The 26569-nt window shown below is 65.4% G+C and carries 16 protein-coding genes; 7 read left to right on the forward strand and 9 right to left on the reverse strand.

The annotated features are described in order from the left end of the window. Positions 1 to 313: 313 nt before the first annotated feature. Positions 314 to 1321, forward strand: a complete 1008-nt coding sequence (dusA, locus tag QQF40_RS03395; protein WP_285460429.1) for a tRNA dihydrouridine(20/20a) synthase DusA — start codon at positions 314 to 316, stop codon at positions 1319 to 1321. Positions 1322 to 1781: 460 nt separating this feature from the next. After that, the gene (locus QQF40_RS03400) at positions 1782 to 3179 is read left to right on the forward strand and encodes a peptide MFS transporter (protein WP_285460430.1); all 1398 of its coding nucleotides are present in this window, start codon (positions 1782 to 1784) and stop codon (positions 3177 to 3179) included. 126 nt (positions 3180 to 3305) lie between these two features. Here QQF40_RS03400 and QQF40_RS03405 read toward each other — a convergent pair whose 3' ends face one another. Further along, positions 3306 to 4331, reverse strand: coding sequence for a succinylglutamate desuccinylase/aspartoacylase family protein (locus tag QQF40_RS03405; RefSeq protein ID WP_043333116.1), 1026 nt, complete (start codon positions 4329 to 4331; stop codon positions 3306 to 3308). Between the two features lie 233 nt (positions 4332 to 4564). Between QQF40_RS03405 and QQF40_RS03410 the strand changes: the two genes are divergently transcribed. The 4 genes from QQF40_RS03410 (at position 4565) to QQF40_RS03425 (ending at position 7022) form a co-directional block, all read left to right on the forward strand. After that, on the forward strand, positions 4565 to 5335 hold the full coding sequence (locus QQF40_RS03410) for a sulfite exporter TauE/SafE family protein (protein ID WP_282627942.1): 771 nt from the start codon (positions 4565 to 4567) through the stop codon (positions 5333 to 5335). 127 nt (positions 5336 to 5462) lie between these two features. Beyond that, positions 5463 to 5804 carry a DOPA 4,5-dioxygenase family protein gene (locus QQF40_RS03415; protein WP_285460431.1) on the forward strand — a complete coding sequence of 114 codons (342 nt, stop codon included), beginning with the start codon at positions 5463 to 5465 and terminating at the stop codon, positions 5802 to 5804. A 73-nt stretch (positions 5805 to 5877) separates the two neighbouring features. Further along, a complete protein-coding gene (locus tag QQF40_RS03420) occupies positions 5878 to 6369 on the forward strand; it encodes a CreA family protein (RefSeq protein WP_285460432.1) in 492 nt (163 codons plus the stop codon). 161 nt (positions 6370 to 6530) lie between these two features. After that, on the forward strand, positions 6531 to 7022 hold the full coding sequence (locus tag QQF40_RS03425) for a pyridoxamine 5'-phosphate oxidase family protein (RefSeq protein WP_285460433.1): 492 nt from the start codon (positions 6531 to 6533) through the stop codon (positions 7020 to 7022). Positions 7023 to 7210: 188 nt separating this feature from the next. Here the strand turns inward: QQF40_RS03425 and adhP are convergent, their stop codons facing one another. Then, positions 7211 to 8239 carry an alcohol dehydrogenase AdhP gene (adhP, locus tag QQF40_RS03430; protein ID WP_285460434.1) on the reverse strand — a complete coding sequence of 343 codons (1029 nt, stop codon included), beginning with the start codon at positions 8237 to 8239 and terminating at the stop codon, positions 7211 to 7213. Between the two features lie 308 nt (positions 8240 to 8547). Then, the gene (gene exaC, locus QQF40_RS03435; protein ID WP_054555359.1) at positions 8548 to 10068 is read right to left on the reverse strand and encodes an acetaldehyde dehydrogenase ExaC; all 1521 of its coding nucleotides are present in this window, start codon (positions 10066 to 10068) and stop codon (positions 8548 to 8550) included. A 582-nt stretch (positions 10069 to 10650) separates the two neighbouring features. On the opposite strand from exaC, the gene QQF40_RS03440 reads away from it, so the two are divergent. Then, positions 10651 to 11448 (forward strand): response regulator, encoded by a 798-nt coding sequence (locus QQF40_RS03440; protein WP_285460435.1) that lies wholly within the window; start codon positions 10651 to 10653, stop codon positions 11446 to 11448. Between the two features lie 124 nt (positions 11449 to 11572). Here the strand turns inward: QQF40_RS03440 and QQF40_RS03445 are convergent, their stop codons facing one another. The 6 genes from QQF40_RS03445 to recC all read right to left on the reverse strand — a co-directional run bounded on the left by QQF40_RS03445 (position 11573) and on the right by recC (position 26384). Further along, positions 11573 to 12889 carry an Nramp family divalent metal transporter gene (locus QQF40_RS03445; RefSeq protein ID WP_285460436.1) on the reverse strand — a complete coding sequence of 439 codons (1317 nt, stop codon included), beginning with the start codon at positions 12887 to 12889 and terminating at the stop codon, positions 11573 to 11575. A gap of 296 nt (positions 12890 to 13185) precedes the next feature. Next, positions 13186 to 14685 carry an ATP-binding response regulator gene (locus QQF40_RS03450; protein ID WP_285460437.1) on the reverse strand — a complete coding sequence of 500 codons (1500 nt, stop codon included), beginning with the start codon at positions 14683 to 14685 and terminating at the stop codon, positions 13186 to 13188. Continuing rightward, positions 14675 to 15865 (reverse strand): nitric oxide-sensing protein NosP, encoded by a 1191-nt coding sequence (gene nosP, locus QQF40_RS03455; protein ID WP_285460608.1) that lies wholly within the window; start codon positions 15863 to 15865, stop codon positions 14675 to 14677. The genes QQF40_RS03450 and nosP overlap by 11 nt, the downstream gene beginning before the upstream one ends. 112 nt (positions 15866 to 15977) lie before the next feature. Then, a complete protein-coding gene (recD, locus tag QQF40_RS03460) occupies positions 15978 to 18122 on the reverse strand; it encodes an exodeoxyribonuclease V subunit alpha (protein WP_285460438.1) in 2145 nt (714 codons plus the stop codon). Next, a complete protein-coding gene (gene recB, locus QQF40_RS03465) occupies positions 18115 to 22359 on the reverse strand; it encodes an exodeoxyribonuclease V subunit beta (protein WP_285460439.1) in 4245 nt (1414 codons plus the stop codon). The genes recD and recB overlap by 8 nt, the downstream gene beginning before the upstream one ends. Then, positions 22356 to 26384: an exodeoxyribonuclease V subunit gamma gene (gene recC, locus QQF40_RS03470; protein ID WP_285460440.1), complete on the reverse strand. Its 4029-nt coding sequence runs from the start codon at positions 26382 to 26384 to the stop codon at positions 22356 to 22358. The genes recB and recC overlap by 4 nt, the downstream gene beginning before the upstream one ends. Positions 26385 to 26569 lie beyond the last annotated feature (185 nt).

A 26569-nucleotide genomic window follows, 5' to 3' on the forward strand; every position in this document is an offset into this window, starting at 1 on the left:
TGATGAATGAACTGATGGCAAAGCACAATGAAGCACCACCCTCAATTCAATAGGGTGTTGCACTCAGAGCCTGCATCCGCCCTGTCTTACTCATCATAGCCAACTTACACAATAACCTGCTTAAACATTACCATTCTCGCGCGCTTCGGTTCGACTACCCTTCAGGCATGGCCTTACACAGGGCCGTGAGTAACCCACAGTAATCTGACTCGGCGCTTCGCCTCACAAGCTGCTAGAATCACCGCCCGCTTGCCTCGATAGCGCCTGTTGCTCCGATCCTGCTCCCACACCAGCCGATATGACTGCCATGCCGATGACACCGATTGACCGCACCTTCTCCGTCGCGCCGATGATGGAATGGACGACCCGTGACTACCGCGCCTTCGCGCGCGTGTTGAGCCGTCGTACGCTGCTGTACACGGAGATGGTGACCACCGGGGCATTGCTGTTCAATCCGGACCGCGAGCGCTTCCTCGGTCACGACGAGACGGAGCATCCGCTGGCGTTGCAGCTGGGTGGCAGCGATCCGCAGGCGCTGGCCGAGTGTGCGGCGATCGCCGAGACCTGGGGCTATGACGAGGTGAACCTGAATGTGGGCTGCCCGAGCGATCGCGTGCAGAACAACATGATCGGTGCCTGTCTGATGGGCCATCCGGAGCTGGTGGCCAAATGCGTGGCGGCGATGCAGGCGCAGGTGAAGATTCCGGTGACGGTGAAGTGTCGCATCGGGATCGATGATCAGGATGAGGACGCCGATCTCGAGCGCTTCATCACCACCGTGGCCGACGCCGGCTGCGACACCTTCAGCGTGCATGCGCGCAAGGCGTGGCTGCAGGGCCTGTCGCCCAAGGAGAACCGCGATATTCCCCCGCTGAACTACGGCCGCGTGCACCGCCTCAAGCAGGCGCACCCGTCCTTGCATATCGGCATCAATGGCGGTCTGAAGCTGATGGATGAGCTGCACGAGCAGCTGGAGCACGTCGACAGCGTGATGGTCGGCCGTGAGGCGTACCACAACCCCTGGTTGCTGGCGACGGTGGACAGCGAGCTGTACGGTGAGGCCGAGAATCCGCACACCAGCCGCCACGATGCGCTGCGTGCCTTCCGCCCCTATATCGAGAAGCGTCTCGCCGAGGGCGTGCGCCTCAACCACATCAGCCGCCATCTGCTGGGACTGTTCCAGGGCCAGCCGGGCGGTCGCCAGTTCCGCCGCCACGTCTCCGAGAACGCCCACAAGCCAGGCGCGGGCATCGAGGTCATCGATGACGCCATGGCGCGCGTGCCGGAACAGCGGCCCGAGGCACAGGTCGAGCAAGCCTGATCGAGCTGGCCTGTTCGCGCCGCTTCTGCTCTCTTCTGTCCTTTCTTGCTCTCTCTTCTGCCCTCTCTTGAGAGCAGCGCTGACAAAAGACAGTCCCCGACACCTGGCCCTCGCGCCGGGTGTCGTCGTCTCAGCAGTCAGCAAAGTGACGACACTGCACTGTCAGGCGTGGCTCCTGACGCAACTCTGCGTCGCCATCTAAGCTAATAACCCCTTGAATACCAACAACATGCATGACTTTCGTTTGATTGTCTGACAAAGACATCTCGCGCAGAATGACTGACCATACGGACAACAACAGGTCTCGACATCGTCACGCCATGCTTGCGTGATGTCAGCCACACAACTGCTCCGTCATCGGCCATTCCTCCACAGTCCTCCTCTGCAGCCCTGTGGGCCGGTTCATGCAGTCCCGTCATCCGGGCTGCGCTGCTTCTGCTGACACTTCCTTCGAGGTTCCATGTCCACACACTCCTCTACCGGAGCCAACAGCCGTGAGCTGTTCGGGCATCCGGCCGGACTCTATCTGCTGTTCTCCACGGAACTGTGGGAACGTTTCTCCTATTACGCCATGCGTGCCCTGCTGGTGCTCTATCTCACCGATGCCGTCACCAGTGGCGGTCTGGGCTGGGATCAGGGCGACGCCCTGCAGCTGTATGGCATCTTCACGGGCCTGGTGTACATCACGCCGATGTTCGGCGGAGCACTGGCCGACAACTGGTTGGGTGCCCGCCGTGCGATCCTGATCGGGGGGCTGATCATGGCGGCCGGGCAATTCGTGCTCGCCGTGCCGCCGGCCATGAGCGGCCTCAACCCCGAGATGCTGCTGTATATCGGCCTCGGCCTGCTGATCGTCGGCAACGGCCTGTTCAAGCCCAACATCTCCACGATGGTCGGCGACCTCTATCAACAGGGCGACCACCGCCGTGATGGCGCCTTCACCATCTTCTACATGGGCATCAACATCGGTGCGCTGCTGTCGGGTATCGTCGCGGGCTCCATGGCCGAAGGCTATGGCTGGAACGCCGGCTTCCTGGTGGCCGGTATCGGCATGCTGCTGGCAGTCGCCATCCAGCTCATCTTCGCGCCGCGCCATCTGGGTGACCTGGGGGTCGAACCCAGCGCCCGCCGCGAGGCACGCCTGAGCAAGAGCAACAATCGCAAGACACCGCTGAGCCGCGAAGAGCGTGACCGCATCAAGGTCATCCTGGTGCTGGGCCTGTTCACCATCCTGTTCTGGGCCGGTTTCGAGCAGGGGGGCGGCCTGATGGCGCTGTATGCGCAGGACTACACCGACCGCATGCTGATGGGCTTTGAAGTGCCGGCGGCCTGGTTCCAGTCGCTCAACCCGCTGTTCATCATCCTGCTCTCGCCGCTGCTGGCAGGCCTGTGGACCCGCATGGACAACCGCGAGCCCAGCTCGCCGGTCAAGTTCGCCTTCGGCCTGATCGCCCTCGGCATCGGCTTCGTGTGCATGATCGGCGCGGTGCTGGAGCAGAAAGCCGCAGGCAGCGCCTCGATGATCTGGCTGGTCGGCGCCTTCTTCTTCCACACTCTCGGCGAGCTGTGCCTGTCACCGGTGGGGCTGTCGATGGTCACCAAGCTGTCACCGGTGCGCATGGGTGCGCTGATGATGGGCGCCTGGTTCGCCTTCGTGGCACTGGCCAACTACCTGGCGGGAATGATCGGCTCGCTGGTCGGCGAAGCCGGTGCAATGAGCGTGTTCGGCGGTATCGCCATCACCGGCGTACTCGGCGGCCTGCTGTTGCTGGTGTTCGCCGGCAAGCTGGTGGACTGGATGCACGGCGCGGAAGCGGGTCACGACGGCCCGCTCGAGACCCAGAGCAGCCACGGCTGATCTCGTACTCGTCGTCATCTTGCTGCGACGACATCACAGACTGCTGCAACGCAAACGCCCCGCTCATCGAGCGGGGCGTTTGCGTTGTCACTGCCAGGAACCAGGGCGAAAAGGGGCGTGAAGCGCCTAGATGGAGTCCGGCACGAACAGCTGCTGAAAGTTGTCGACGGCGCTCTCGGCATCGTCGATCGCATGGAAACGCGCCACGTGGTAGAGCGCCTCGCCCTCGTTGGCCAGCGGCAGGTTGGCCATGCCGATGATGATGCCATCCGCGGGTGACAGCACCTCGCTTTCGCTGTTGCCGAAGGGGTCGGCGACGATGCCCAGCACCTGATGCTTCTCGACGCGGTCCCCCAGGCCCACGCGGCTCTGGACGATGCCATCGATGGAGGCCCGCGCCCAGCTGGAGCCGTTGGACATCTCCACCGCACGCGAGCTGGGCTTGCGGTCGCGGTCCTTGGCCAGCATGCCGATGGAGCGCATCACGCGCTTCACACCGCTGACGCCCGGGCGAATCGCCCACTCATCGAAGCGCAGCGCCTCACCGGCCTCATAGGTGATGACCGGCACGCCGCGCTCGCTGGCATAGGCACGCAGACTGCCCTCGCGCAGTTCGGCATTCAGCAGCACCGGTGCGCCGAAGGCATCCGCCATCTGACGCGTGGCATCACTGCCCGTCATGGTGGCGCGGATCTGCGGCAGGTTGGTGCGGTGGATCGCGCCGGTGTGCAGGTCGATGATGTGGGTGGCCTGATCGGCGATCTGCTCACGGAACAGCGCCGCCACCCGCGAGCCCAGCGAGCCGCTCTCGCTACCCGGGAAGCAGCGGTTGAGGTCGCGGCGGTCCGGCAGATAGCGCGTGTGCTGCACGAAGCCGAAGACGTTGACGATGGGCACCGCGATCAGGGTGCCGCGCAGCCGTGCGAGGCTGGAACTCTTGAGCAGCCGCCGCACGATCTCGACGCCGTTGATCTCGTCACCGTGGATGGCACCGCACACCAGCAGCACCGGGCCGGGCTGGCGACCATGCACCACCTCGACGGGGATGTGCAGCGGCGCATGGGTGTAGAGCTTGGCGACAGGCACATCGACCTGGGCCCGCGTTCCCGGCGCGATGCGGGTACCGCTGATTTCAAATGGAGCGCGTGACATCGCCACCTCAGAGATTGTTCGACCAACGAGCGACAGGCACTGCGACATGCCCACCAGATCAGGCTATTCGCTCAGTGTCTCGAAAGAAAACACTGTGCGACATGCGCCTTTTAGCGCATTGGTGCGTCAAGGGAAAGACATCATTGCAGCGTGTCGGGGTGAAGCGCGGGCAGAATTGTTCAACAATGGGCCTTCACGACTCACCTTGCCCGCCCTCTCGACATGAGATGCCCGTGACCGATTCTCTCGATGCCCTGCTGACACTGCCCGATTACTCTGCGCTGGCCTGGAGCGCGATCATCTTCTCGACCTACCTGACCGGTATCTCCAAGGGCGGCTTCGCCGGTGGCTTCGGCTCACTCTCGGTGCCGCTGATGGCGCTGGCCATCGGGCCGCTGGAAGCCGCCGGTATCCTGCTGCCGTTGTTGCTGGTGATGGACTTCCTTAGCTCCCGCGCCTGGTGGGGCAAGCAGCTGTGGCCGGAGGTGCGCATCATCCTGCCCAGCGCCGCCATCGGCATCGCGGTGGGGGTGGTACTGTTCGATGAGCTGGACGAGAACATGATTCGCGGCCTGCTGGGCGTCATCTCGCTGCTGTTCGCCGCCTATATGCTGTTCAAGCCGACAGCCAGGAAACCGCTGCCACGCTGGCTGGCCATTCCTGCCGGGGCCACTGCCGGCTTCACCAGCTTCTTCGCCCACGCCGGCGCCCCGCCCTACAACCTGTACATGATTCCGCGCCAGCACCCCAAGGAGACCTTCATCGCCACCACGGTGATCATCTTCGCTGGCATGAACCTGATGAAACTGGGCCCCTACGTGGCGCTGGGCGAGATCAACCTCACCAGCCTTTCCACCTCGCTGCTGCTGGTACCAGTGGCTTGGGCAGGTGTCAGAAGCGGCCTGTGGCTGCAATCCCGCGTCAATGAGAAGCTGTTCTTTCGCCTGATCATCATCGCGATGGCGCTGGTGGGCGTGCAGCTGATCTACAAGGCCTGGGGCTGAGGGCCGCAAGGCCCATCACGCCCTGACGACCATTGCCGCCAGCCTTTGAAAACTCTCGGTACGGCCCTTGAGGCCGAGTACTGGAATGCCCCATGAGAACGATCGAGACAACGCCATGAGCGACTCCATGACAAGCCGCATCAGCTACTACCATGCACATCTCTACTACACCGATGAGCAGGGCCTGGCCGCCGCTCGCGAGCTGGCGGGCCAGGCCGAACGGCAGTTTCCGCTGCGGGTCGGTCGCTTCCACGAGAAGCAGGTGGGCCCGCACCCACTGTGGAGCTGCCAGCTGTCATTTGCCCCGGAAGAATTCGGCCGCATCGTCCCGTGGCTGGCGCTCAATCGTGGCTCGCTGGACATCTTCGTGCACGTCGGCACCGGCGACGACCGCTTCGATCACACCCAGGGCGTCATGTGGCTGGGCAACTCGCATACGCTGAATCTGGCAGCCTTCGACAATGATTGACGCCCGTTCATGACCTGACACGCTATCATCGCCTTGCCGCCTTCGCCTTACCCACTGACTCAAGGAAGACCCCATGACTCGACTGCGCCGCCTTTCCTCTCGTGCTGCCCTGCTGGGTGTGATCGCCTCAGGCCTGCTGCTGGCCGGCTGTGATGACAACGAGGTCGGGGACGTCTCACTGGGCCTGTTCACCACCAAGGACATCAAGATCGAGAGCCTGATCGACCCCAAGGTGCCGGGCGTGACCTGCCACCTGAGCAACATCGAGGCGGACCTCGACTTCTCCGATCCCTCCGACATGAGCATCGCCTGCCGCCAGACCGGCCCGATCACCGCGGAGATGATCGCCGACATCGACACCTCCAAGAGTGGCGAGGAGGTCTATCGCAAGTCCAAGAGCGAGCTGCTCAAGAGCCTCAAGATTCGCCGTATCCTGGATCGCGACTCCCAGAGCCTGCTCTATATCGCCTACAGCACCAAGGAAACCAGCGGCAGCTTCAAGCATGCGCTGAGCAGCGTGCCGCTGTGGGGCAGCGACGCCTGGCAGGCACCGGCAGCGCAGTGAGTCACCTCGGCGCCTGAATCAAGCGCCGATTGATCAAGTGCTGACTCATCAAGCGAAAGCTTCACCATCATCCCTTGAAGTTGTGGGGTGTCGCTCCAAGGTCTTGTGCAACGGCTAGCCAGCCGGATTTTCATTCGCATGACGCAAAGGAGTGACACACGATGTCGAGCCCGGAGCACAAGCAGAAGATCTGGAAGCTGATCAAGGATGTGAAGGTCGGCATGTTGGTGACGCAAGGCGATGGCATGCCCCACGCCCGCCCGATGCATCTGGTGCAGGATGACTACGACGGCACCCTGTGGTTCTTCACTCGCGCCAGCGCCGAGAAGGTGTTTGAGGCCAAAAAGGACAGCGAGGTCTGCCTGAGCTTTTCCGATCAGGATGATGGCGTCTACGTATCGCTGAGCGGTCATGCCAACCTGCACCGCGATCAGGGCCTGATCGACAAGTTCTGGAATCCGTTCGTGGCCGCCTGGTTCCCGGAAGGCAAGGATGACCCCGACGTCACCCTGCTGGAGATCTCGGTGCAATCCGGCGAGCACTGGAAGGCCAAGGAGAGCAAGGCCTATCAGCTCTACGAGGTGGCGCGCGCCAACCTCGACAGGGACCACACCCCGAACATGGGCGAGAACGAGAAATTCGGCACGGTGTAAGCAGAAGCCCGAGCCCGTCATGGAGAGCTCTTCATAGAGAGCGCTTTGCAGTGCCCGCGTGAGGCTTCACGCACACGGCCATGCCAGACACGACAACGCCAGCCCTCGGGCTGGCGTTGTCGTGTCTGGCAGCCTGCCGTTTCCAGCAGGCCTGGCGTCGGTGGTGAGGATTCGGGTCAGCGAACGCCTCAGGCCTTCATGTCGAGCACGATGCGCCCCTCGATCTTGCCGTCGATCATGCGCCCGAAGATGTCATTGATGTCCTCGAGCTTGCCGGTCTGCACGGTGGCGGCGACCTTGCCTTCCGCGGCGAAGTCCAGCGCCTCCTGCAGGTCCTGACGCGTGCCGACGATGGAGCCACGCACCGTGATGCCATTGAGCACGGTGGAGAAGATCGGCAGCGGGAAGTCCCCCGGCGGCAGGCCGTTGAGCACCAGGGTGCCGCCACGGCGCAGCATGTTCTGGGCCTGATCGAAGGCCTTGGGCGACACCGCCGTTACCAGCGCCCCATGCGCGCCACCGATGTCGCGCTTGATGACGGCTGCCGGGTCTTCCTTCATGGCATTGACGGTCACGGTAGCGCCCAGTCGGCGGGCCAGCCCCAGCTTGGCATCATCCACATCCACCGCCGCCACGTTCAGGCCCATGGCGCGTGCATACTGCACCGCCATGTGTCCCAGCCCGCCGATGCCCGAGATTACCACCCACTGGCCGGGGCGGGTGTCGGTCATCTTGAGGCCCTTGTAGACCGTGACCCCGGCACACAGCACCGGCGCGACCTCCACGAAGCCCACGCTGTCCGGCAGTCGGCCGACGTAGCCGGCGTCCGCCAGCGTGAACTGGGCGAAGCCGCCATTCACCGAGTAGCCGGTGTTCTGCTGGCTCTCGCACAGCGTCTCCCAGCCGCCCAGGCAATGCTCGCAGTGGCCGCAGGCCGAGTAGAGCCAGGGCACTCCGACACGATCGCCTTCCTTGACGTGGGTGACGCCCTCGCCCACCGCCGCGATGGTGCCGACGCCCTCATGGCCGGGAATGAACGGTGGATTGGGTTTCACCGGCCAGTCGCCATGCGCGGCGTGCAGGTCGGTATGACAGACCCCGGAGGCGGCGACCTCGACCAGAATCTCGCCACGCCCCGGTCGCGGTACCGCGACCTCCTCGATCACCAGCGGTGCACCGAATTCACGTACCACGGCGGCTTTCATGCTGCTATCCATGACGTACTCCTCATCCATTGAAGACTGACGGATATTCAAGACTGACGGATATTCAAGACAGACGAACCAGCAAAGTTGCGGCGGAGAGTTGCGCCGGTGAGTGTGGGCTGGCGCCTGCATGCGCCAGCGCCTATGCCTGCACTCAGACCAGCGCGAAGCTTGCCTTTCCATTGAAACCAGACGCAGCGCTTCCTGCCCTGCGCCAGATCAAGCAATCGGATCTGGCGCGGGCATCGATGTCATTTTCTCAATCAGGAATCGCGGGAGGCGTGCAGCGCTACCAGTGGCGGTGGCACTGCCAGCCAGGCCTAGAAGAAGCCGAGCGGATTGATGTCGTAGCTGACCAGCAGGTTCTTGGTCTGCTGGTAGTGCTCCAGTGCCATCTTGTGGGTCTCGCGACCGACACCGGATTTCTTGTAGCCACCGAAGGCGGCATGGGCGGGATACTGGTGGTAGCAGTTGGTCCACACGCGACCGGCCTGGATGCCACGGCCCATGCGGAAGGCGACGTTCATGTCGCGACTCCAGACGCCGGCGCCGAGACCGAATTCGGTGTCATTGGCGATGGCCAACGCCTCGGCCTCGTCACGGAAGGTGGTGACGGCCACCACCGGCCCGAAGATCTCCTCCTGGAAGACACGCATCGAGTTGTTGCCCTTGAGCAGGGTCGGCTGGATGTAATAGCCGTTGGCCAGCTCGTTCTCCAGCTGCTCGCTGCTGCCACCGGTGAGCACCTCGGCACCTTCCTCGCGGGCGACATCCATGTAGGACATGATCTTGTCGAACTGCTCGCGGGAGGCCTGGGCGCCGACCTGCACGTCGGTGTCCAACGGGTTGCCGCGCTTGATGGTCTTCACGCGCTCCATCACCCGGGCCATGAAGTCGTCGTAGATGCTTTCCTGGATCAGGGCGCGTGATGGGCAGGTACACACCTCGCCCTGATTGAAGAACGCCAGCACCAGGCCTTCGGCGGCCTTGTCGATGAACTCGGGTTCGGCATTCATGATGTCGGCGAAGTAGATGTTGGGCGACTTGCCGCCCAGCTCCACCGTGGAGGGGATGATGCTGTCGGCGGCGCACTTGAGAATGTGCGAGCCCACCGGGGTGGAGCCGGTGAAGGCGATCTTGGCGATGCGCTTGCTGGTCGCCAGTGCCTGACCGGCCTCGGCGCCATAGCCGTTGACGATATTGAGCACGCCCGCCGGCAGCAGGTCACCGACCAGCTCCGCGAGCACCAGAATCGAGGCCGGAGTCTGTTCCGCCGGCTTGAGCACCACGCAGTTGCCGGCCGCCAGCGCCGGGCCGAGCTTCCAGGCCGCCATCAGGATCGGGAAGTTCCACGGGATGATCTGCCCGACCACGCCCAGCGGCTCATGGAAATGATAGGAGACGGTATTGGCATCGATGTCCGCCGCGGTACCTTCCTGGGAGCGCAGGCAACCAGCGAAGTAACGGAAGTGGTCCGCCGCCAGCGGAATATCGGCGTTGAGCGTCTCGCGCACCGCCTTGCCGTTGTCCCAGGTCTCGGCGACAGCCAGCATCTCGAGGTTCTGCTCGATGCGATCCGCGATCTTGAGCAGGATGTTGGAGCGCTCCTGCACCGAGGTCTTGCCCCAGGCAGCGGCTGCCTTGTGGGCCGCGTCCAGCGCGAGATCGATATCCTCCGCACTCGAACGCGGGATACGGCAGAAGGCCTCGCCCGTCACCGGGCTGACATTGTCGAAGTACTCACCCTTCACCGGCTCGACGAAGCGACCGCCGATATAGTTGCCGTAGATATCCTTGAACGTGACCAGCGCATCGGCGCTGCCCGGGGAGGCGTAGATCATGGCGAACTCCTGTTGGCCCGATTCACGAGTGGCGCTCGTGATCGACGGCCTGTTGTTGTCGTTGCTGCAAGGTCGTTGTCGTTGCTGAAAAATCCGTTGTTGTTGTCGTTGCTGCAAGGTCGTTGTCGTTGCTGAAAAATCCGTTGTCGTTGTCGAGAAGTCGTTGTCGTGTCAGCGAAACGCCTGTGTTGGCCCTTCTGCAGTGGCCCCGTTGGAGCTGACCCGCTTCCCGATCCAACAAGCGGTTCTTGATCAGGTGACTCTCACAGTCTTGACCACCGACGCCGATCGCGACATGCCCCCATGGGTGGAGACCGTCTCATCCCTTGGGAGGAGAAAAGCGAGGAGACACGAACGAAGAGAGGAAAGAGAGTAGAGAAGAGAAAAGGGAAAGGGGAAAGCGAAAAGAGCGCCGGAAGGAAATCAGGCTGGCCCGCCCGCCATACCGCGAAGGCCGCAAGGCACGACACCACGCCGTGACGTTATGCTCAGGGTAGCTGTTATCAGCAAGGTCATGATCAGGAAAGTCATGATGAGGATCGTCATGCTCAAGATTTCGCCCGTTACCGGCCAGGAGCCACCATGTACCGTCTGTTGATCGCGGATGACCATCCGCTGTTCCGTGATGCCATCAGTCGTACCCTGAGTCTGAGCGTCGCTGACGCCTCGGCGTCGCCCTACGAGCTGCTGCAGGCCGCCAGTCTCGCCGAAACGCTCAGCCTCATCGATGTGCACGCCGATAACCTCGACCTGCTGCTGCTGGATCTCGACCTGCCCGACAGCCACGGTCTGGAAGGCTTGAGGCGATTGCGCCAGGAGGCAGACTGGCTGCCGGTGGCGATTCTCTCCGCCCACGAGGCACGCGAGACGGTGCTGGAGGCCTTGTCACTCGGCGCGGTGGGCTACCTCTCCAAGTCGAGCTCGGCGGAGGTATTGCGCGAGGCGCTCGCGCGCATGCTGGCCGGAGAGGTCCATGTGCCTGCCCGCCTGATGCGCACCGCCCCGCGGCCGGCACAGGCGAGTCAGTCGGCTTTCTTACCCTCATCAACCTCAGCTTCGGCCTCAGCGCCAGTGCCACCGCCTCAACTCGCGCCGAGCCTCAGTGAAGCGGAATTCGCGCAGCGCTGGCAGACCCTCACCACCAAGCAGCGCGGCGTGCTGGAGCGCATGGTGCTGGGTGAATCCAACAAGATGATCGCCTGGCAGCTGGGCGTGGCCGAGACCACCGTCAAATCGCATGTCTCCGCCATTCTGCACAAGCTGGGGGTCGCCAGCCGGGTACAGGCGATCCTGCTGGCCAGCCACGCCCTGCCTGCCGTATCTGACGCGAGCGCACCCACTCCACAACGCGCAACGCCCCGCCGAGGCGCTAATGAGTGAGGCGCACAGCGGGGCGTTTCATGGGCCTGCTACCCACAGGACTCTTGCCTCTCACAAGGGCACAGACACTGGGACATAGGGCTTGGGACATAGAGCCTGGAACATAGACCCTGGAACATAGGCCTTACATCAGCTCGCCGACCAGCACATAGCCATTGAGCAGGATGATGATCGCCGCGACCAGCACCCCGATGGCCGTCACCCAGTGACGGTTGACCAGGTCTCCCATCAGGCGGCGATTGGCGGTGAACATCAACAGCGGCACCAGCGCGAAGGGAATCCCGAAGCTGAGTACCACCTGGCTTGCGACCAGCACCTGCTGCTCCGGCAACTCCATCAGGATGATGGCGATGGCCGGCGCCATGGTGATCACGCGGCGCAGCCACATCGGTATGCGGAAGTTGACGAAGCCCTGCATCACCACCTGACCGGACAGGGTGCCGACGATGGAGGAGGACAGCCCCGCCAGCAGCAGCGTGAAGCCGAAGATAAGGCTCGCCGCATCCTGCCCCATCAACGGTGACAGCAGCTTGTAGCTCTCGGTGATGGAAGCCACGCCGGTCTCGCCGTTGCCGTGGAAGACCTTGGCGGCCAGCACCAGCATCGCCATGTTGATCAAGCCAGCCAGCGCCATGCCGATGATGACATCCAGACGGTAGTAGCCCATCACGCGACGACGCTGCCCGCTGTCACGCACCCGGATGCGATTCTGGGACAGCGCGGAATGCAGGTAGATGACATGGGGCATCACGGTGGCACCGAGGATGCCGGCCGCCAGGAAGATGGCGTGGCTATCCGGGAAGCTCGGCGACAGCAAGCCATAGATGATCGGCTCCACCGGCGGACGGCTGAGGATGATCTCGAGCAGGAAGCCCGCCGAGACCGCCAGTATCATCGCGCCGATGATCATTTCCATCATGCGGAAGCCGAAACGCTGCATCACCAGCACCGCATAGGTGATGGCGCCGGTCAGCAGCGCCCCTTCCAGCATGCTGAGCCCGAACAGCAGATTGAAGGCCAGCGCCGCCCCCAGGAATTCAGCCAGATCGGTCGCGATGGCGACGATCTCCGCCTGCACCCAGAAGGCCCATACCACCGGACGCGGGAAGCGTTCACGGATGACCTCGGCCAGATTCTTGCCGGTCGCCAGCCCCAGCCGTGCGGACAGGGTCTGGATCAACATCGCCATCAGATTGGCCCACAGCACCACCCACAACAGGGCGTAGCCATAACGGGAACCGGCCTCGATGTTGGTCGCGAAGTTGCCCGGGTCGATATAGGCGACGGCAGCGATCATCGCCGGGCCGAGGAAAGGCAAGGCGCGGCGCAGGCGGCCAGCGACACGGACAGGGGGAGCTGTGCGCACACCACCGGCAGCAGAGGCTTCGCCTTCGCTGCCCAGTGACACGCTTGCGGCATGACGTACGGATTTATCGGACATGACATTCAGCATGGGGGGAAAACCTGCCAGATCAATGACCCGCGAACAGATAAGGAAATATGCGGGAGGCTATGTGACAAGCATACACGCCAAACGCCATTGATTCTCATTAAAAACAAGCGTGATGTCCGATAGGCACCGTCAATCGCCCCTGTGACGGACGCCTATTTGCCATTGTCTTTCTCAGCGCTCCCTCCCAGCCCCTTCTTGTGCCCCCTTAATCTCTTTCCAGCGCTCTCTTGCCTCCCCCTTTACAGCATCTCTTGCAGCACTTCTTCCAGCACTTCCGTGAGCGGCTAGCGACAATTGACCAGCAACTGGCGCAGACGCAGCGGCTTGACCGGCTTGAGCAGAAAGCCGAAACCGAGCGCGCGCGCCCTGGCCTTGAGCGGTGCCGAGTGGTCCGCGCTGATCACCACCACCGGCAACCCCGGCCAGCGTTGTCGCAGGCGTTGCGCCTGCTTGAGGCCATCAGGCTGCCCTTCGCCGAGCTGATGATCGACGATCAAGATCTGCGGCGCGGCCATGGCCTGCTGCAACAGCACCTCGGCATCATCGGCGCAGTGGACACTCGCGCCCCAGCCCCCGAGCAAAGACTGCATGCCGGCGCATACCTCTCGATCATCCTCGACCACCCAGATAACGGTATCGAGCAGCGGCTGCGCGAGCGGTGACACACAAGGCTGGCCGGGAGAAGAGGCATCAGCCGCTGACCCCACCATACTGGCAGACTGACGGATCGGCACGCGGACCGCGAAGACAGCGCCGCGCCCCGGTGTGCTGGTCAGCGACAAGGGATGCTCCAGCAGGCCGGTGATGCGCTTGACGATCGCCAGCCCCAGCCCGAGGCCGCGCTGCTCGTTGTCCTGGCGCGGCGCCAGACGCCGGAATTCCTGAAAGACCACCTCGCGCTGATGCTCGGCGATGCCGGGGCCGTTGTCGGCCACGGTGATCTCCAGCCAGTCACCACGGCGACGACATCCCAGCAGCACACGCCCGCGTGCCCGGCCATCCGGTACATGGCGCAGCGCGTTGCTCAGGAAGTTGCGCACCACTCGTGCCAGCAGCTGCAGGTCCGACGCGATACTCAGATGGCTGGCCACGTAATGCAGCTCGAGCCCACGGGCGGCACCCAGCTGGCGATATTCCTCGGCGAGCACATCCAGAAGCTCACGCACTGGGAAGACGGCGACATCCGCCGTCAGCACGCCGGCATCCAGCCGCGAGATATCGACCAGCGTGCCCAGCAGACTTTCGACATCTGACAGCGAGCGCCCCAGCCGCGCCACCAGCTCGACGGGCGTAGAGACGCCCGGCGAAGTGTCGCCCAGCGAAGCGTCGCCCAGCGAAGCGTCGCCCAGCAAAGCGTCGCCCGGCGTGGCGTCGCTCTGCAGGGATTGATTCATCTCCAGCCTCACCAGTTGCTCTTCCAGGGTGCTTGTGAACAACCGGGCGGCATTCAGGGGTTGCAGCAGGTCATGGCTGATGGCGGCGAGAAAGCGGGTCTTGGAGTGATTGGCCGCCTCGGCGGCGGCCTTGGCGGCGGTGAGGCGTCGATTGAGCGCTCCCAGCTCATCGAGGGTGCGATGCAGGGCATCGGTACGCTCGCGCACCTGATCCGCCAGCAGTACCGCATGCTCGAAGGCGGCGTAGGGCGCGCTCGGTGAAGGGCTGCTGGATTCGACCCGCTCGATCAGCGCGGCGTTGATCTTCTCCAGCTGGCGATTGCGCGCCTTGAGGGCGACGAGTTCGGCGCCTTGAGCGTCCGTCTCGGTCAGCGGCGTATCAGGCGACATCCTCTCCTCCCATGACGTCGGCAACCGACCGGCGCTGGCCGATCACCACGCCGGTGAAGGTCTGGTTGATGTGCATGCCGTGATACTGCTCACCATAGGTATTGAAGCCGATCACCCGATGCCGCCTGAGCATCCGTGAGGCCTCATCCTCCAGCGCCAGCGCCTCGATCTCCATGCGTCGCAGGAAGCAGTCGCAGCCGATGGTCAGCGCGGGCGGCCCCAGGCGCGCCTCCACCTCGGCCAATCGCTGCTCGAGCTGCTCGAGAATCGGCGCGGCCTGCATGGCGGTAAGCACGATGCCGGTCTCCACCGCACAGTAGAAACTCAGGCTGGCATCGTCATTCACACGCTGGATGGAGCGCACGTAATGCGCCTCGCCGATGCGCACCGCCAGCGGGCAACGCGCGAAGACCGCCTCCTCCAGCACTTCGGGCGCGACGCCGGCCAGCCTGGCGTACTCCTCGGCGGCGGGCTCGGCATTCAGCTCCAGCACACGGCGCGAATCACGGTCCACTGCCGTCACCACGAGCTTGTCGACCAGCGGCGTGAGGTGATGGGTGCTGATGACCTCGAACGGCAGCCGCGTGTTGATCACCACCACGACCGCCGCCTGATCATGAAAGACGCCGTCGGCGTAGACATAGGTGTGCGACAGGCGATTGTCATCCCCGGCGGAGCCACCGAAGGCGGGAATGCTGCCCAGCGCCGCATCCAGCGTCGCCAGTACCTGCTCCTCGCTGCTCGAGAGCCCATCGAGCAGCGTCAGCGCGAAGCTGTTGCCCATCACCGGCGCCACGGCCTGTTCGCGACAGCGCGCCAGCAGCTCATCACTCAGTGCCTGGGCACGCGGAAGATCGAAGCCGCTCAGATCATCGATCAGCACCTGTGCCAGCGCGAAGTCACTGCGCGCCAAGCCGATGGCGGTGATGGAGCCGCGTGCATAGCCCTCGGGCGTGATCTCGCCGGCAGTGGTGCAACCACTCACCGGCACCTCGCCGAAAGTGGCGGCCAGCGCCTGGCCCAGTGCCGCCAGCGGATAATCCGCCGAGCAGAAGAACAGCACCCCGCCCAGCCGCTCACGATCATCCAGCGCCAGATCAAGCTGTCGAGCCAGCTCGGCCACCGCCGCCTGCGGCTCCTTGAGCTGGCTGGCCGCCGTGGCCAATGGCACGGCATTCATCTCGCCCTCCGGCTGCGCCCTTTCCTTCACGCGACTGCTGACATCCGCCATGTCCCCTCCTCCCGTCGAGCGTGGCGGAGCCGGAGATGACGATCATCCATCGGCGTCCGGCCTAGAGCACCAGCCCGCTGGCTCTCACCACGCGTCGTTCAATGGCACCTTCCAGCGTCTCACGGCGGGTGCCCGCCAGCGTGACCCGCGATTTGGCCCGTGTGATGCCGGTGTAGACCAGCTCGCGGGTCAGAATCGGGTTGGCGCCCTCAGGCAACACGAATACCACATGGCGGAACTCGGAACCCTGCGACTTGTGGACCGTCATCGCGAAGACCGTCTCCACCGCCTCGAGACGAGACGGCAATACCGCGCGCACGCCACGGTGGAAGCGCTGGATGTCGCTATCCTGCCCGTCACGCTCGCCGTCTGACGCCACCTCCTCCTCGACCGGAAAGAACACGCGCAAACGCCCCCCGGCGGCGGGGTCCGGCAGGGTGATGCCGACATCGCCGTTGTAGAGCCCCAGCGCGCGGTCATTGCGCGTCACCATCACCGGACGCCCGGCGTACCAGCCACGCTCGTCGGCGATCAGGCCGCGTCGCATCAGCACCCGCGCCACGCGCTGGTTGAGGCCATCGACGCCGTAGGGGCCACGACGCAGCGCGCACAGCAGCTGGAACTCGAGCAGCAGGTCGATCACCTCACGCGCCGGGCGCCGCCCACGCACGGCCTCCAGCGCCGGACGGTAGCCATTGACCACCAGCTTTTCCAGATCACGGTCCTCCGGGCCACTGAGCTTGAGCCAGGCGATATCGCTGTAGCCGGTCTTCCAGGCGGCGCGCAGCGCCTGGCGATCCCCGGCGTTGCTGGCGCGTGCCAGGGCGCCGATGCCGCTGTCGGCGGAGAAGCGATAACTTTTCTGCAGCACCACCACGTGATCGGCAAGGCGGCCACGGGTCGCTGATGTCTCCTCCGAGTTCTGTCCATCAGGCTCGGCGATGGCCTGTTCCAGCCTTTCGCCGGTCAGGCGGGTGAGATCTTCACACAGCGCCGGTGAGTAGCGCGGCGGCAGCGCATGCTCGCAGAGATCGCCCAGCACGGCACCGGCTTCCACCGAGGCCAGCTGGTCCTTGTCGCCGAGCAGGATCAGGCGGGCATGGGCGGGCAGCGCGCCGAGCAGTGCGGCCATCAGATCGAGATCGACCATCGAGGCCTCATCCACCACCAGCAGGTCCAATGCCAGCGGATTGCCGGCGTGATGGCGGAAGTGGCGGGAATCCGGACGCGCGCCCAGCAGGCGGTGCACGGTGCTTGCCTCGCGCGGGATGGCGGCGCGTACCGCATCTGGTACCTCGAGCTTCGCCACCGCCCCGCGGATCGACTCCGACAGCCGCGCCGCCGCCTTGCCGGTCGGGGCGACCAGGCGGATATCCAGCGCCCGCCGCTCATGCGGTTGAGCTGGCTCATCGCCTTCCACCTCGCCCTCTACACCGACAGCGCCACCCGCCAGCGCCTGCGACTGCAACAGCGCCAACAGGCGCGTGACGGTGGTGGTCTTGCCGGTACCGGGGCCGCCGGAGATCACCGTCAGACGCTGACGCAACGCCAGAGCGCAGGCCAGCTTCTGCCAGTCCGGCTCGCCATGCGGGTCTGGCTGATTGCTGGCAAACAGCTCGCGCAGACGCTCACCCAGCGCATCACTGACCCGCGTCTCACCCTCCTCGCTTGGCCCCATCCGCGCACGCAGCCCCGCCGCGACTTCACGCTCGGCCTGCCAGTAACGGCGTAGATAGAGACGCTCGCCCACCAGCACCAGCGGACGCAGCGGCAGATGACCCGCCGGAGAATCGGCCTGCGCCAGCACGCTGACCAGCCGCGATGCCGCCAGCTGCTCGGCCCAGCGACCGGCATCGAGATTCGCCAGAAAGGCCTCCGGCAGGGCTACATTGACCTCGGCCAGATGCGCCTCGGACTGCTCCAGCGGCGGCAGCGACAGGGTCGCGCGTGGCTCGGCCAGCGCCCGCGACAGCGACAGGCACACATGCCCGCGCCCCAGCTGGTGGCTGGCCAGCGCGGCCGCCAGCAGCACGCTGGCCGGGGCTTCCGGCACATGACGCGCCATGAAGCGCACCAGATGGGCATCGACTCGCCTGAGCCAGCCCAGCTCCACCCACAGGCCGAGTGTCGCGAGCAGAGTGTCGGCAGTCGGGGCGTCAGGGGCAGCGCTGAGCTGCTGCGTTGGCACGGACATGGTGTCAGACATCGAAGGCCCCCTGCTGGCCGCTTTGCGTGAGTGGCGAGGTGTCGGCGGTGTTGAGGAGCAGGCTATCCAGGGCGGAGCTGTCGCCGCTCAGCCAGAGATCCAGCGCCTCGATCAGCGCCTGTGATGGCCTGCGCTGGAAGACGCCGGGCGTCGCCACGCCGGGCGTCGCCACGCCGGGCGTCGCCATATTGCCCAGATCATGTGCCTCATCCACCACAAGCGCGGGTGAGTCAGCGCCGGCATCCAGGCCGCGCAGGAAGACATACAGCACCCCGCCCATGCAGCGCTCGTAATCGTAGTCCTCACCGAGGCGCGCCTTGAGCAGACGGTGCAGCGCGAGGGTGTAGAGCACGTATTGCAGGTCGTAGCGGTGCTCGACCATCGCGCGCGCCAGCGATTCCCCAAGATAATCCTCGGGGCGCTCGCCCAGATAGTTGGATTTCCAGTCCAGCACATACCAGCGCCCGCCGGACTGGAAGGTCAGATCGATGAAGCCCTTTAGCATGCCGTGCATGCGGCGTGGGGCGAGTCTGGGCCGCGAGCGTGGCAACGGTTCCAGCGCGGTGACCACGGCATCCAGCGGCAGACTGCGCGCATGTACGGCTGGCAGCCAGAACTCCAGCTCCGGCAGCCAGGCCTCCAGCCGGTTGAGCAGAATAGGCTCCCCCTCGAAGCCCTGCAGCGGACGGGTCAGCGCCTGCTCCAACCAGTCGGTGAGGCGCGGCTGCCAGCTGGCATCGAAGCCACCGAAATGCAGCCGCGAGCCCACCAGCCGCTCAAGCTCGCCGCGGTAGTCATCCGCGCCGAGGCGATCGAGATCCACCGCCTCCAGCAGGCCGTGCAGGAAGGTCCCCGGACGCGGCCCGCGCGGGAAATCATGCAGATGGATCTCGCCCACCGTCATCGGCAGGCCGCCGGCCAGCAGCGGACCGGACTGCCCTGCCACCTCGCGGTCCGGACGCGTCAGGCCCTGCTCGCCCTCTTCCAGCGCGATTTCGGTGGCGCCCTCGGGCACGCGGTCATCCGCGGCATCGGCGGTGTCTTCCAGCGCCGCCGTCATCTGACGGGCATCGGTGAGCAAGGCGGTGTAGGAGGCGATCCACCAGTCATCCTCGATGCCGCCCGCGAAGTGGCGCGCGCCGTGGAAGTGCTGATCGCGTTCCGCCGGTGGCTGGTAGTCATGACCGGGAAGCTCCGGCAGGCCGGAAACGCGCGCCAGCAGGCCAGACTGCTGATCACACCAACCGTGCAGCGCGGCCTCGATGGCGCTGGACTCGATGTCCGGGGTGTCACTCAAGCCGAGCAGATACCCGACGGCGGTAAACGGCAGGCTCAACTGCTTGCTGAAACCGCCCTTGCCAATGGGCGCCAATCCCAGCCAGCAGGCGAACTTGGGTCGTGTCAGCGCCACGTAGAGCAGACGCACGTCCTCCATCAGACGTGCATGGTCGGCCGCCGCGATGGCCTCCTTCGAGGGCTTCTTGACCAGGATGCTGTCATCGAGCGCGTCATCCTTCTGATCGGCTCTCCGAGCAGGCACTTCCTCGTCATCACCTTCCTGGTCATCATCTCCCACGTCAGCCGAAGCCAGCCAGCGCTGCTTGAGCGTCAGCAGGCCGAAATTCCTGTCCGGCTCGGCCGCACGGAAGCTGGCCATGAACGGCAGCAGCACGATGGGATATTCAAGCCCCTTGGACTTGTGGATGGTGACGACGCGCACCAGCCCCTCATCACTTTCCAGCCGCTGGCTGAGGCTGTCGCTGTCCAGCGCTTCATGGCCGGATTCCAGCGCCTGATGCCACCAGCGCAGCAACGCCTGCTCGCCATCGAGACGCTGGGCGGCATTCTGGGCCAGCTCGCCAAGGTGCAGCACGTCCGTCAGGGCGCGCTCGCCCCCGGCGCGCGCCGCCAACCGCTCACCGACCCGGAAGTCGCGCATCACGCCGCGCAGCATCGGCAGCACGCCACGCCGTTGCCAGTCGCGGTGGTAGCCATCGAAGCGCTCGACTTCACGCTCCCAGGCAAGCTCATCGACCGCGAGGCGTTCAACCAGCGAGAGGTCATCCGCCAGCAGGCGCGTCGCCAGCGCCGCGCGCAGGCGGCGGTCGTCACGCGGATGGGCCACGGCCTCGAACAGCTGCAGCAGCTCGAAGGCCTCCGGCGTGTCGAATACCGAGCTCTTCTCGCTCAGATAGACGCTGCGGATGCCGCCGTCGGCCAGCGCGCCACGCACCGCTGCGGCCTCACGGCCATTGCGCACCAGCACGGCGATATCGCTGGCGGCCACGCCACGTGGCGTCGCATCCCCTTCGGCCATGAACACCAGCCCCGGCTCGCCCGCCGCCAGACGCTGCTGTCCTTCCAGCAGGGCCTGGATCTGGGCGCGACAGGCCTCACTCATGGCGCGGCGGTGGTCATCGGCGCTCAGACGCTCACCGCTGGCCCACCACAGATTCAGCGCGCAGGCGGCCTCTTCGCGGCCATCCGGATGACGCTGTACCAGCCGGGTGCGCGTGCCCTGGGCCTCGACCGGCTGGAAGGGAATGTCCTCACTGCCGAAGGGCGCGGGATGCTGGGCGAACAGGGCATTCACCGCGGACACCATCGCGGCGCTGGAGCGGAAGTTGCGCGGCAGGGTAAAGCGCGAGGAGGTGACCTTGCGCGCCGCCAGATAGGTGTCGATATCGGCGCCACGGAAGGCATAGATGGCCTGCTTGGGGTCACCGATCATCAACAGCGTGCTTGGCGCCTCGCCGGCATCGTTGCCGACATCACTGCTGAAGGCATCGTCGTCGGTCGGGCCATCGCCCGCCGTCTGCGGATAGATGCGCCGGAAGATGCGGTACTGGACCGGGTCGGTATCCTGGAATTCGTCGATCATCGCCACCGGCAGTTCCTGACGGATCTGGCGCGCCAGACGCTGGCTGGCCTCGCCATTGAGCGACGGGTCCAGCGCGTGATCGAGATCATTGAGCAGGTCCGAGAATTCCCACAGCCCGAGGCGGCGCTTCTCGCAGATCAGGGCGCGGGCGACGCTGTCACGCGCATGCACGGCGACCTGATCCAGCAGCACGGCGTCCGGTGCGGGCACCTCGGCCAGCATGTCCAGCGCCTCGAAGAAGGGATGACGCGGCGTCTGGCAGTTCTTCTTGGTGCCCTTCTCGAGCTTGGCCTGACTCAGCCAGCACAGCTTCTTGCTGTCGAGCATGTCGGCGGCGAAGTCGTGCTCGCCGCTGGCCAGCCAGGCAGCCGTCGCCGCCAGACGGGGCTCGAGTTCGGCCTCCTTGTAGCTGTTGCCGTTGAGGGCCTTGCTGGCGAAGGCCTCGCCCATTACCGCGCGGATGGCCGGCTCATCGAAGCTTTCCTCGACGGCGCGCCGCGCGGCCTCCTGCTGCTGACGCCACTGTTCGGCATTGCCGAGCAGCTCGCTCAGGTCATCCGGGGCCTCAAGACATTCACCGTCGCGGTACAGCGGGCGTGGCGTGCCGTCACGCAGCAGGCCGCGCAGCTCCTCTCCCAAGGCGTCGGGGCCGGCCCAGCGGCCACGAATCAAGGCCTGCCACTCGCGGGCCAGCGGATAGAACTCGCAGCGCCAGTAATCCTCGACGCAGCGCGCCAGCAGCGACTGGCCGTCCTGCAACAGCTCGGCGCCGAAGCGTCCACCGGCATCGAAGGCATGTCGGCTGAGCATGCGCTGGCAGAAGCCGTGGATGGTGAAGATGGCGGCGTCATCCATCAGGCGCGCGGCCTGGTCGAGGCGCCGTGCCGCCGCGGCCTTGAGACGCGATGCGTCCTCGGCAGATGAGGATGTCAGCAGCGGCGCGAGCAACTCGGCCAGCACCGGATCAGGACTGGCACGCTCCAGCAGCGCCTCTCGTGCCTGCTTGAGGCGCGCGCGAATGCGGTCTCTAAGCTCGGCGGTGGCGGCTTCGGTGAAGGTCACCACCAGAATCTCCGGCGGCGTCAGTGGGCGCGGATAGCAGACGCCCGCGTCCTGGCCGGGCAAGGGCCCGAGCACCAGCCGCACGTAGAGCGCGGCGAGTGTGAAGGTCTTGCCGGTGCCGGCACTCGCCTCGATCAGATGCTGACCGAGCAGGGGCAGCGTCGGAATATCGAGGGCCTGACCCTGCTGGCTCTGAGCTATCTCGTCACACATTGCCGCTTCCTTCTCCTGAGCGATGCCACTCCTCACGCCACTCTCCACACCGCGCATGTCTTCCACTCTGGTATCGCTCATGGCGTCGCCTTCCCGGTGGCAAGCTCCACCGCGCGTTCGCCGAGAATGCCCTGACGCACACCGATCATGCTCTCGATCAGTGGCTGATAGAGCTGCACGCTGTTGAGCACCCCGCCGGCCTGTGCAAAGGCGTCGAACTCCGGCCACAGCTCGCCCAGCGCGCCTTCCTGACGCCTGAGCGCCTGGGGGCCCTTGAAGATGTCTTCGCTGAAGCGGGCTTCCATGGCGCGCATCAGGCTGTCGGCAAGCCAGGGCTTGTGAATGGCGGCCAGCGCCGTCTCAAGGTTTGCGCTGCCGTCAGCGTCCTGCGCCTTGAGCGCGCCGAACAGGGCATTGCGATCCTCCTCGCCGACCACCTCCCAGAGGGTGGTCGCCAGTTCCAGCGCGGCCGCCAGCGGCGCCTGCCAGCCCTGGGCATACGCCTTGACGAGATGGCGCAGCGCGGCCTCGGCCTGCTCGATGCGCAGCGCAGGGAACAGCAGCCAGCGGTCCTCGAACACCGCAAGCCACTGATAACCTTCACGACTTGCGCCCTGATCGCCCACCAGCTCCCCTAGGCCGGGGCGCGCATTGGCCATCAGCCAGTCGAGGTAGCCGGCCAGCAGACGATGCGGCTTGCCAAGCTTCTTGTAGCGCCCTTCCTTGCCGGGCTTGAGGGTGCCGAAGTGGGTCGCCTCCAGCGTGGCCAGCAGGCGGCTCTCGCCCTCGGCGTCATCGCGCAGCTGCTGGCGACTGATCAGACGCGTGGTAAGGGTCACGCGCAGCATCTCGCTGCCCTCACCCTGCATGATCAGCGGTACCTCGAGGGTGCGCGGCGGCAGCGAGATGGCATCGCTGAGCTGGTCACGCCAGCTGGCCAGCTGCTGGTCGAGACGCCTGAGGCGCGGCTCGATCAAGGCATCGGCAAAGCCCAGCGCCGGCAACCGCCCGGCCCGGCGCAGACGTTCGGCGGCCAGCGGCAGTGACTGCCCGGCAAGTGCGGCTTCCAGCAGCTCGCGGGTCAGGGTGAAGTTCTCCAGCCCGTCGGGGGCGAAGGGTTCGTTGTCTTCATCCGGTACCTCGGCATCGCGGAAGCGCACGCCGACACGGTCCAGCCCCAGCTGCCAGGGGCGGCGCAGGAAGCGCGCCAGCGAATCGGCACCGAGGCGCAGGTGGGACTCCGGCGCCTGCTCCACCAGCTGCTTCAAGGCAGTCGTTGCCGCCGAGCCCGCCTTGGTCTCGCTTGGCTTTTCCTGATCTTTTTCAATCACTTGAGCCTGATCTGCCGCTCGATACAGGCTCGACCAGCTGGCGTCATAGCTGAACAGATCGACGACCGCCGCCTGGCAGGCATGGAAATAGCGCCGCGAGAACGGCTGCAGCGGGTGTTCGGTTATCAGGCGTTCACGCAGTGCCGCCTCCCGCGAGCGCTTGGCGGAGTGCTGCTGCTCGGGCTCCCAGCCCAGTTCGATGTAGTCGAGCAATTCACCGACCAGCACCGAGGGCGGCCGCTCGCCGTTGTCGCGCTGGTCGCGGCCGACCCACGAGATCGACAGGCGATCCCGCGCCGCCAGCAGCGCCTCCAGGAACAGGTAGCGATCATCGTCGCGCCGCGAACGGTCCCCCGCCTGCGGCCGGCTGGCCATCAGGTCGAAATCCTGCGGCATGCGCACCCGCGGGTAGTCGCCATCGTTCATGCCCAGCAGGTGCACTTCGCGGAAGGGAATCGCACGCATCGGCATCAGGGTGGCGAAGTTGACGCGCCCGGCGAGGAAGCGCTGGGCGAGACCGCCGCTGTCCAGCTCGCCGCGCAGTGCCTCGCGTACCACCTTGAGCGACAGGCAGCCCTCGAAACCGGCCTGCTGCCAGCCCTTGTCGAGGCGTGAGAGCGCCGCCTGCAGGCGCGCCAGAATGTCGAATTCCTCGGCGCTGTCCGGGCTGAGGCTCTCCTCCCACAGCCGCTGCAGCGTGGTGGCCCAGTCCGCTGGCGTACGCGAGGTGTCCAGCCAGCGGCGCCAGCGATCCAGACTCTCGATCAGCTCGCCGACCTTGCCTGCCAGCTCGGCCTCGAGACCGGCCACTTCATCGAACGGCACCACGCCATCGAAACTCAGGCCGTTCATGTCGACAAGACCGTCCATCAGATCGTCAATCGGAGCGCCATTCCGCTCATCCCCAAGTTCCCCTTGCGCCGGGGCCCCGGTGGCGTAGCCCAGCAGCATGCGCTCGAGCCCGAAGCGCCAGCTGTTCTCGTCGAGGGGCATGAAGCCGAGCTGCTCACGGTGCTCGCCGGAGAGTCCCCAGCGCACGCCGCTGTCGGCCAGCCAGCGCCGCAGACGCTCGAGCTCACCCTCCTCGATGGCGAAACGACGCCGGAAGGCGGCGACATCCAGCGCATCCAGCACCTCGCTGACGCCGAGGCGGCGCTCCGGCAGCTCCAGCAGCATCAAGACCAGCCCGAGCAGCGGATTGGCCTGGCTGGCCACGCGATCGGCGATGGTGAAGGGGATATGGCGCGGATTGCCCGGCGGCAGCTGGCCGAACACCGCCTCGATATAGGGAGCATATCGGTCGATATCCGGCACCATCACCAGGATGTCACGCGGCCGCAACGGCTCGCCCTCGCCACGTTTCTCGGCGTCATGGGCCCGCTCGAAGGCCGCCAGCAGGCGGTCGTGGAGAATCTCGACCTCGCGCAGCGCCGAGTGGGCGCTGACCAGACTGATTGAGTCGTCATCGGCCACGAGTACCCGCGGACTCCCCTCGGCCAGCGCACGCTCGCCGGGGTGGACCAGCTCGAGTATCTCGTCCTGGATCTGCAGCAGCAGCGGCGCCTGCTCGGGCGGCGTGTCCTCGCTGATGCGCGGCACGAAGACGTCCAGCTCGAGATCGAAGCCGCTGTCGCGCCCCGACAGCGCGCTCTCGAATTCATACAGGCTGACGATGAAGTCACGCCCCTGCGCACCAAGCCCTGCCAGCAGCGGGTTGGCCTTGAGGTGCAACTCCTCCTCCGCCAGCCCGATCAGCGCAGGCGCCTCGGGGTGACGGGCACGCTGTTGCGAGAGGCGCTCGCTGTCCATGCGCTGGCTGTCAGCTCGCGAACTGCGCCGTACGGCTTCGCGGTCGGAGACGATATCGCCCCAGTAATGGCGGCAGGGATTGGTGATCATCAGGTATATGTCCATCACCCCGGACAGCGCATGCAGCGCATCCAGCGTCTGGCCGGGCAACGCCGAGATACCGAACACGAACAGGCGTGGCGGCAGCGGGTGACGGCGGGTCGAGGGCAATGTCTCCAGCGCGCGCGCCGCCGCGACGAAGCGACCATGCAGGGCGGCGCGGTGATGCTGACGGCTGCTGGACGGCGCATCGGCCAGCACCGCTCGCCATAGTGCCGGCTGCCACTGCTGGCTGTCCGGCAGGTTGTCGGGCAGCAGATTGGCCGGCAGCTCGCTTGCGGCCTGCTGGCGCGCGAAGGCATCCCGGAAGTCATCGTCTTCAAGCCCGCTCTCCCAACTGCGTACCCACTCGGGGCGATAGTTGAGGTACTGATCGAACAGGTCCGCCAGCTGGCAGGCCAGCTGCCACTGCTGGCGTTCGGCCTCGGGGCCTTCGGGCAGCGCTGGCAATGCGTCCTCGCCGACCGCCTCGATCAACTGACCACGCTCGTCGCGACACAGGTAATCCCTGAGCGGCGCATAGCATTCCGCCTGGGATTCATCGGCCAGCAGCCCCGGCAGCAGGCGCAGCAGACGCCAGGCAAGCGGCCCCTTGTCGAAGGGCGACAGCTCAGGAATCTCGTCGCCCAGCACGCCACCCAACACCCCGCGATAGGCACGCCACACGAAGCTCGAGGGCAGTGGAAAATCCACCGAGGCGGCGATGCCATCGGCCTCGGCCAATGACAATCTCAGCCACTGGGCCATGCCGTTGGACTGGACGAGGAAGGTTTCCGGCACCAGCGGAGGCTGAGGCGCGGCCTTGATCACCTTGAGGGCCAGATCGCGCAGGTCCTCGAGGTGATTGGCGTGAAGAACGGTAAACATGCGGGCATCCTGCTGGGAGTGACAACCCGGCCATCGTGGCCGTGGCAAGCCGCTGCGCGGAAGAGACAATGAATGGCTCTATCCTAGCGTCGCCGTGGCGCCGGCCCAAACGAAAAACGCGCACCACCCAGAGGGTGATGCGCGTTTTCAGGCAGAGGCAGGCCACAAGGGCCTGACCCGCATCC

The sequence above is a fragment of the Cobetia sp. LC6 genome, from assembly GCF_030264805.1.
Lineage (GTDB): Bacteria > Pseudomonadota > Gammaproteobacteria > Pseudomonadales > Halomonadaceae > Cobetia.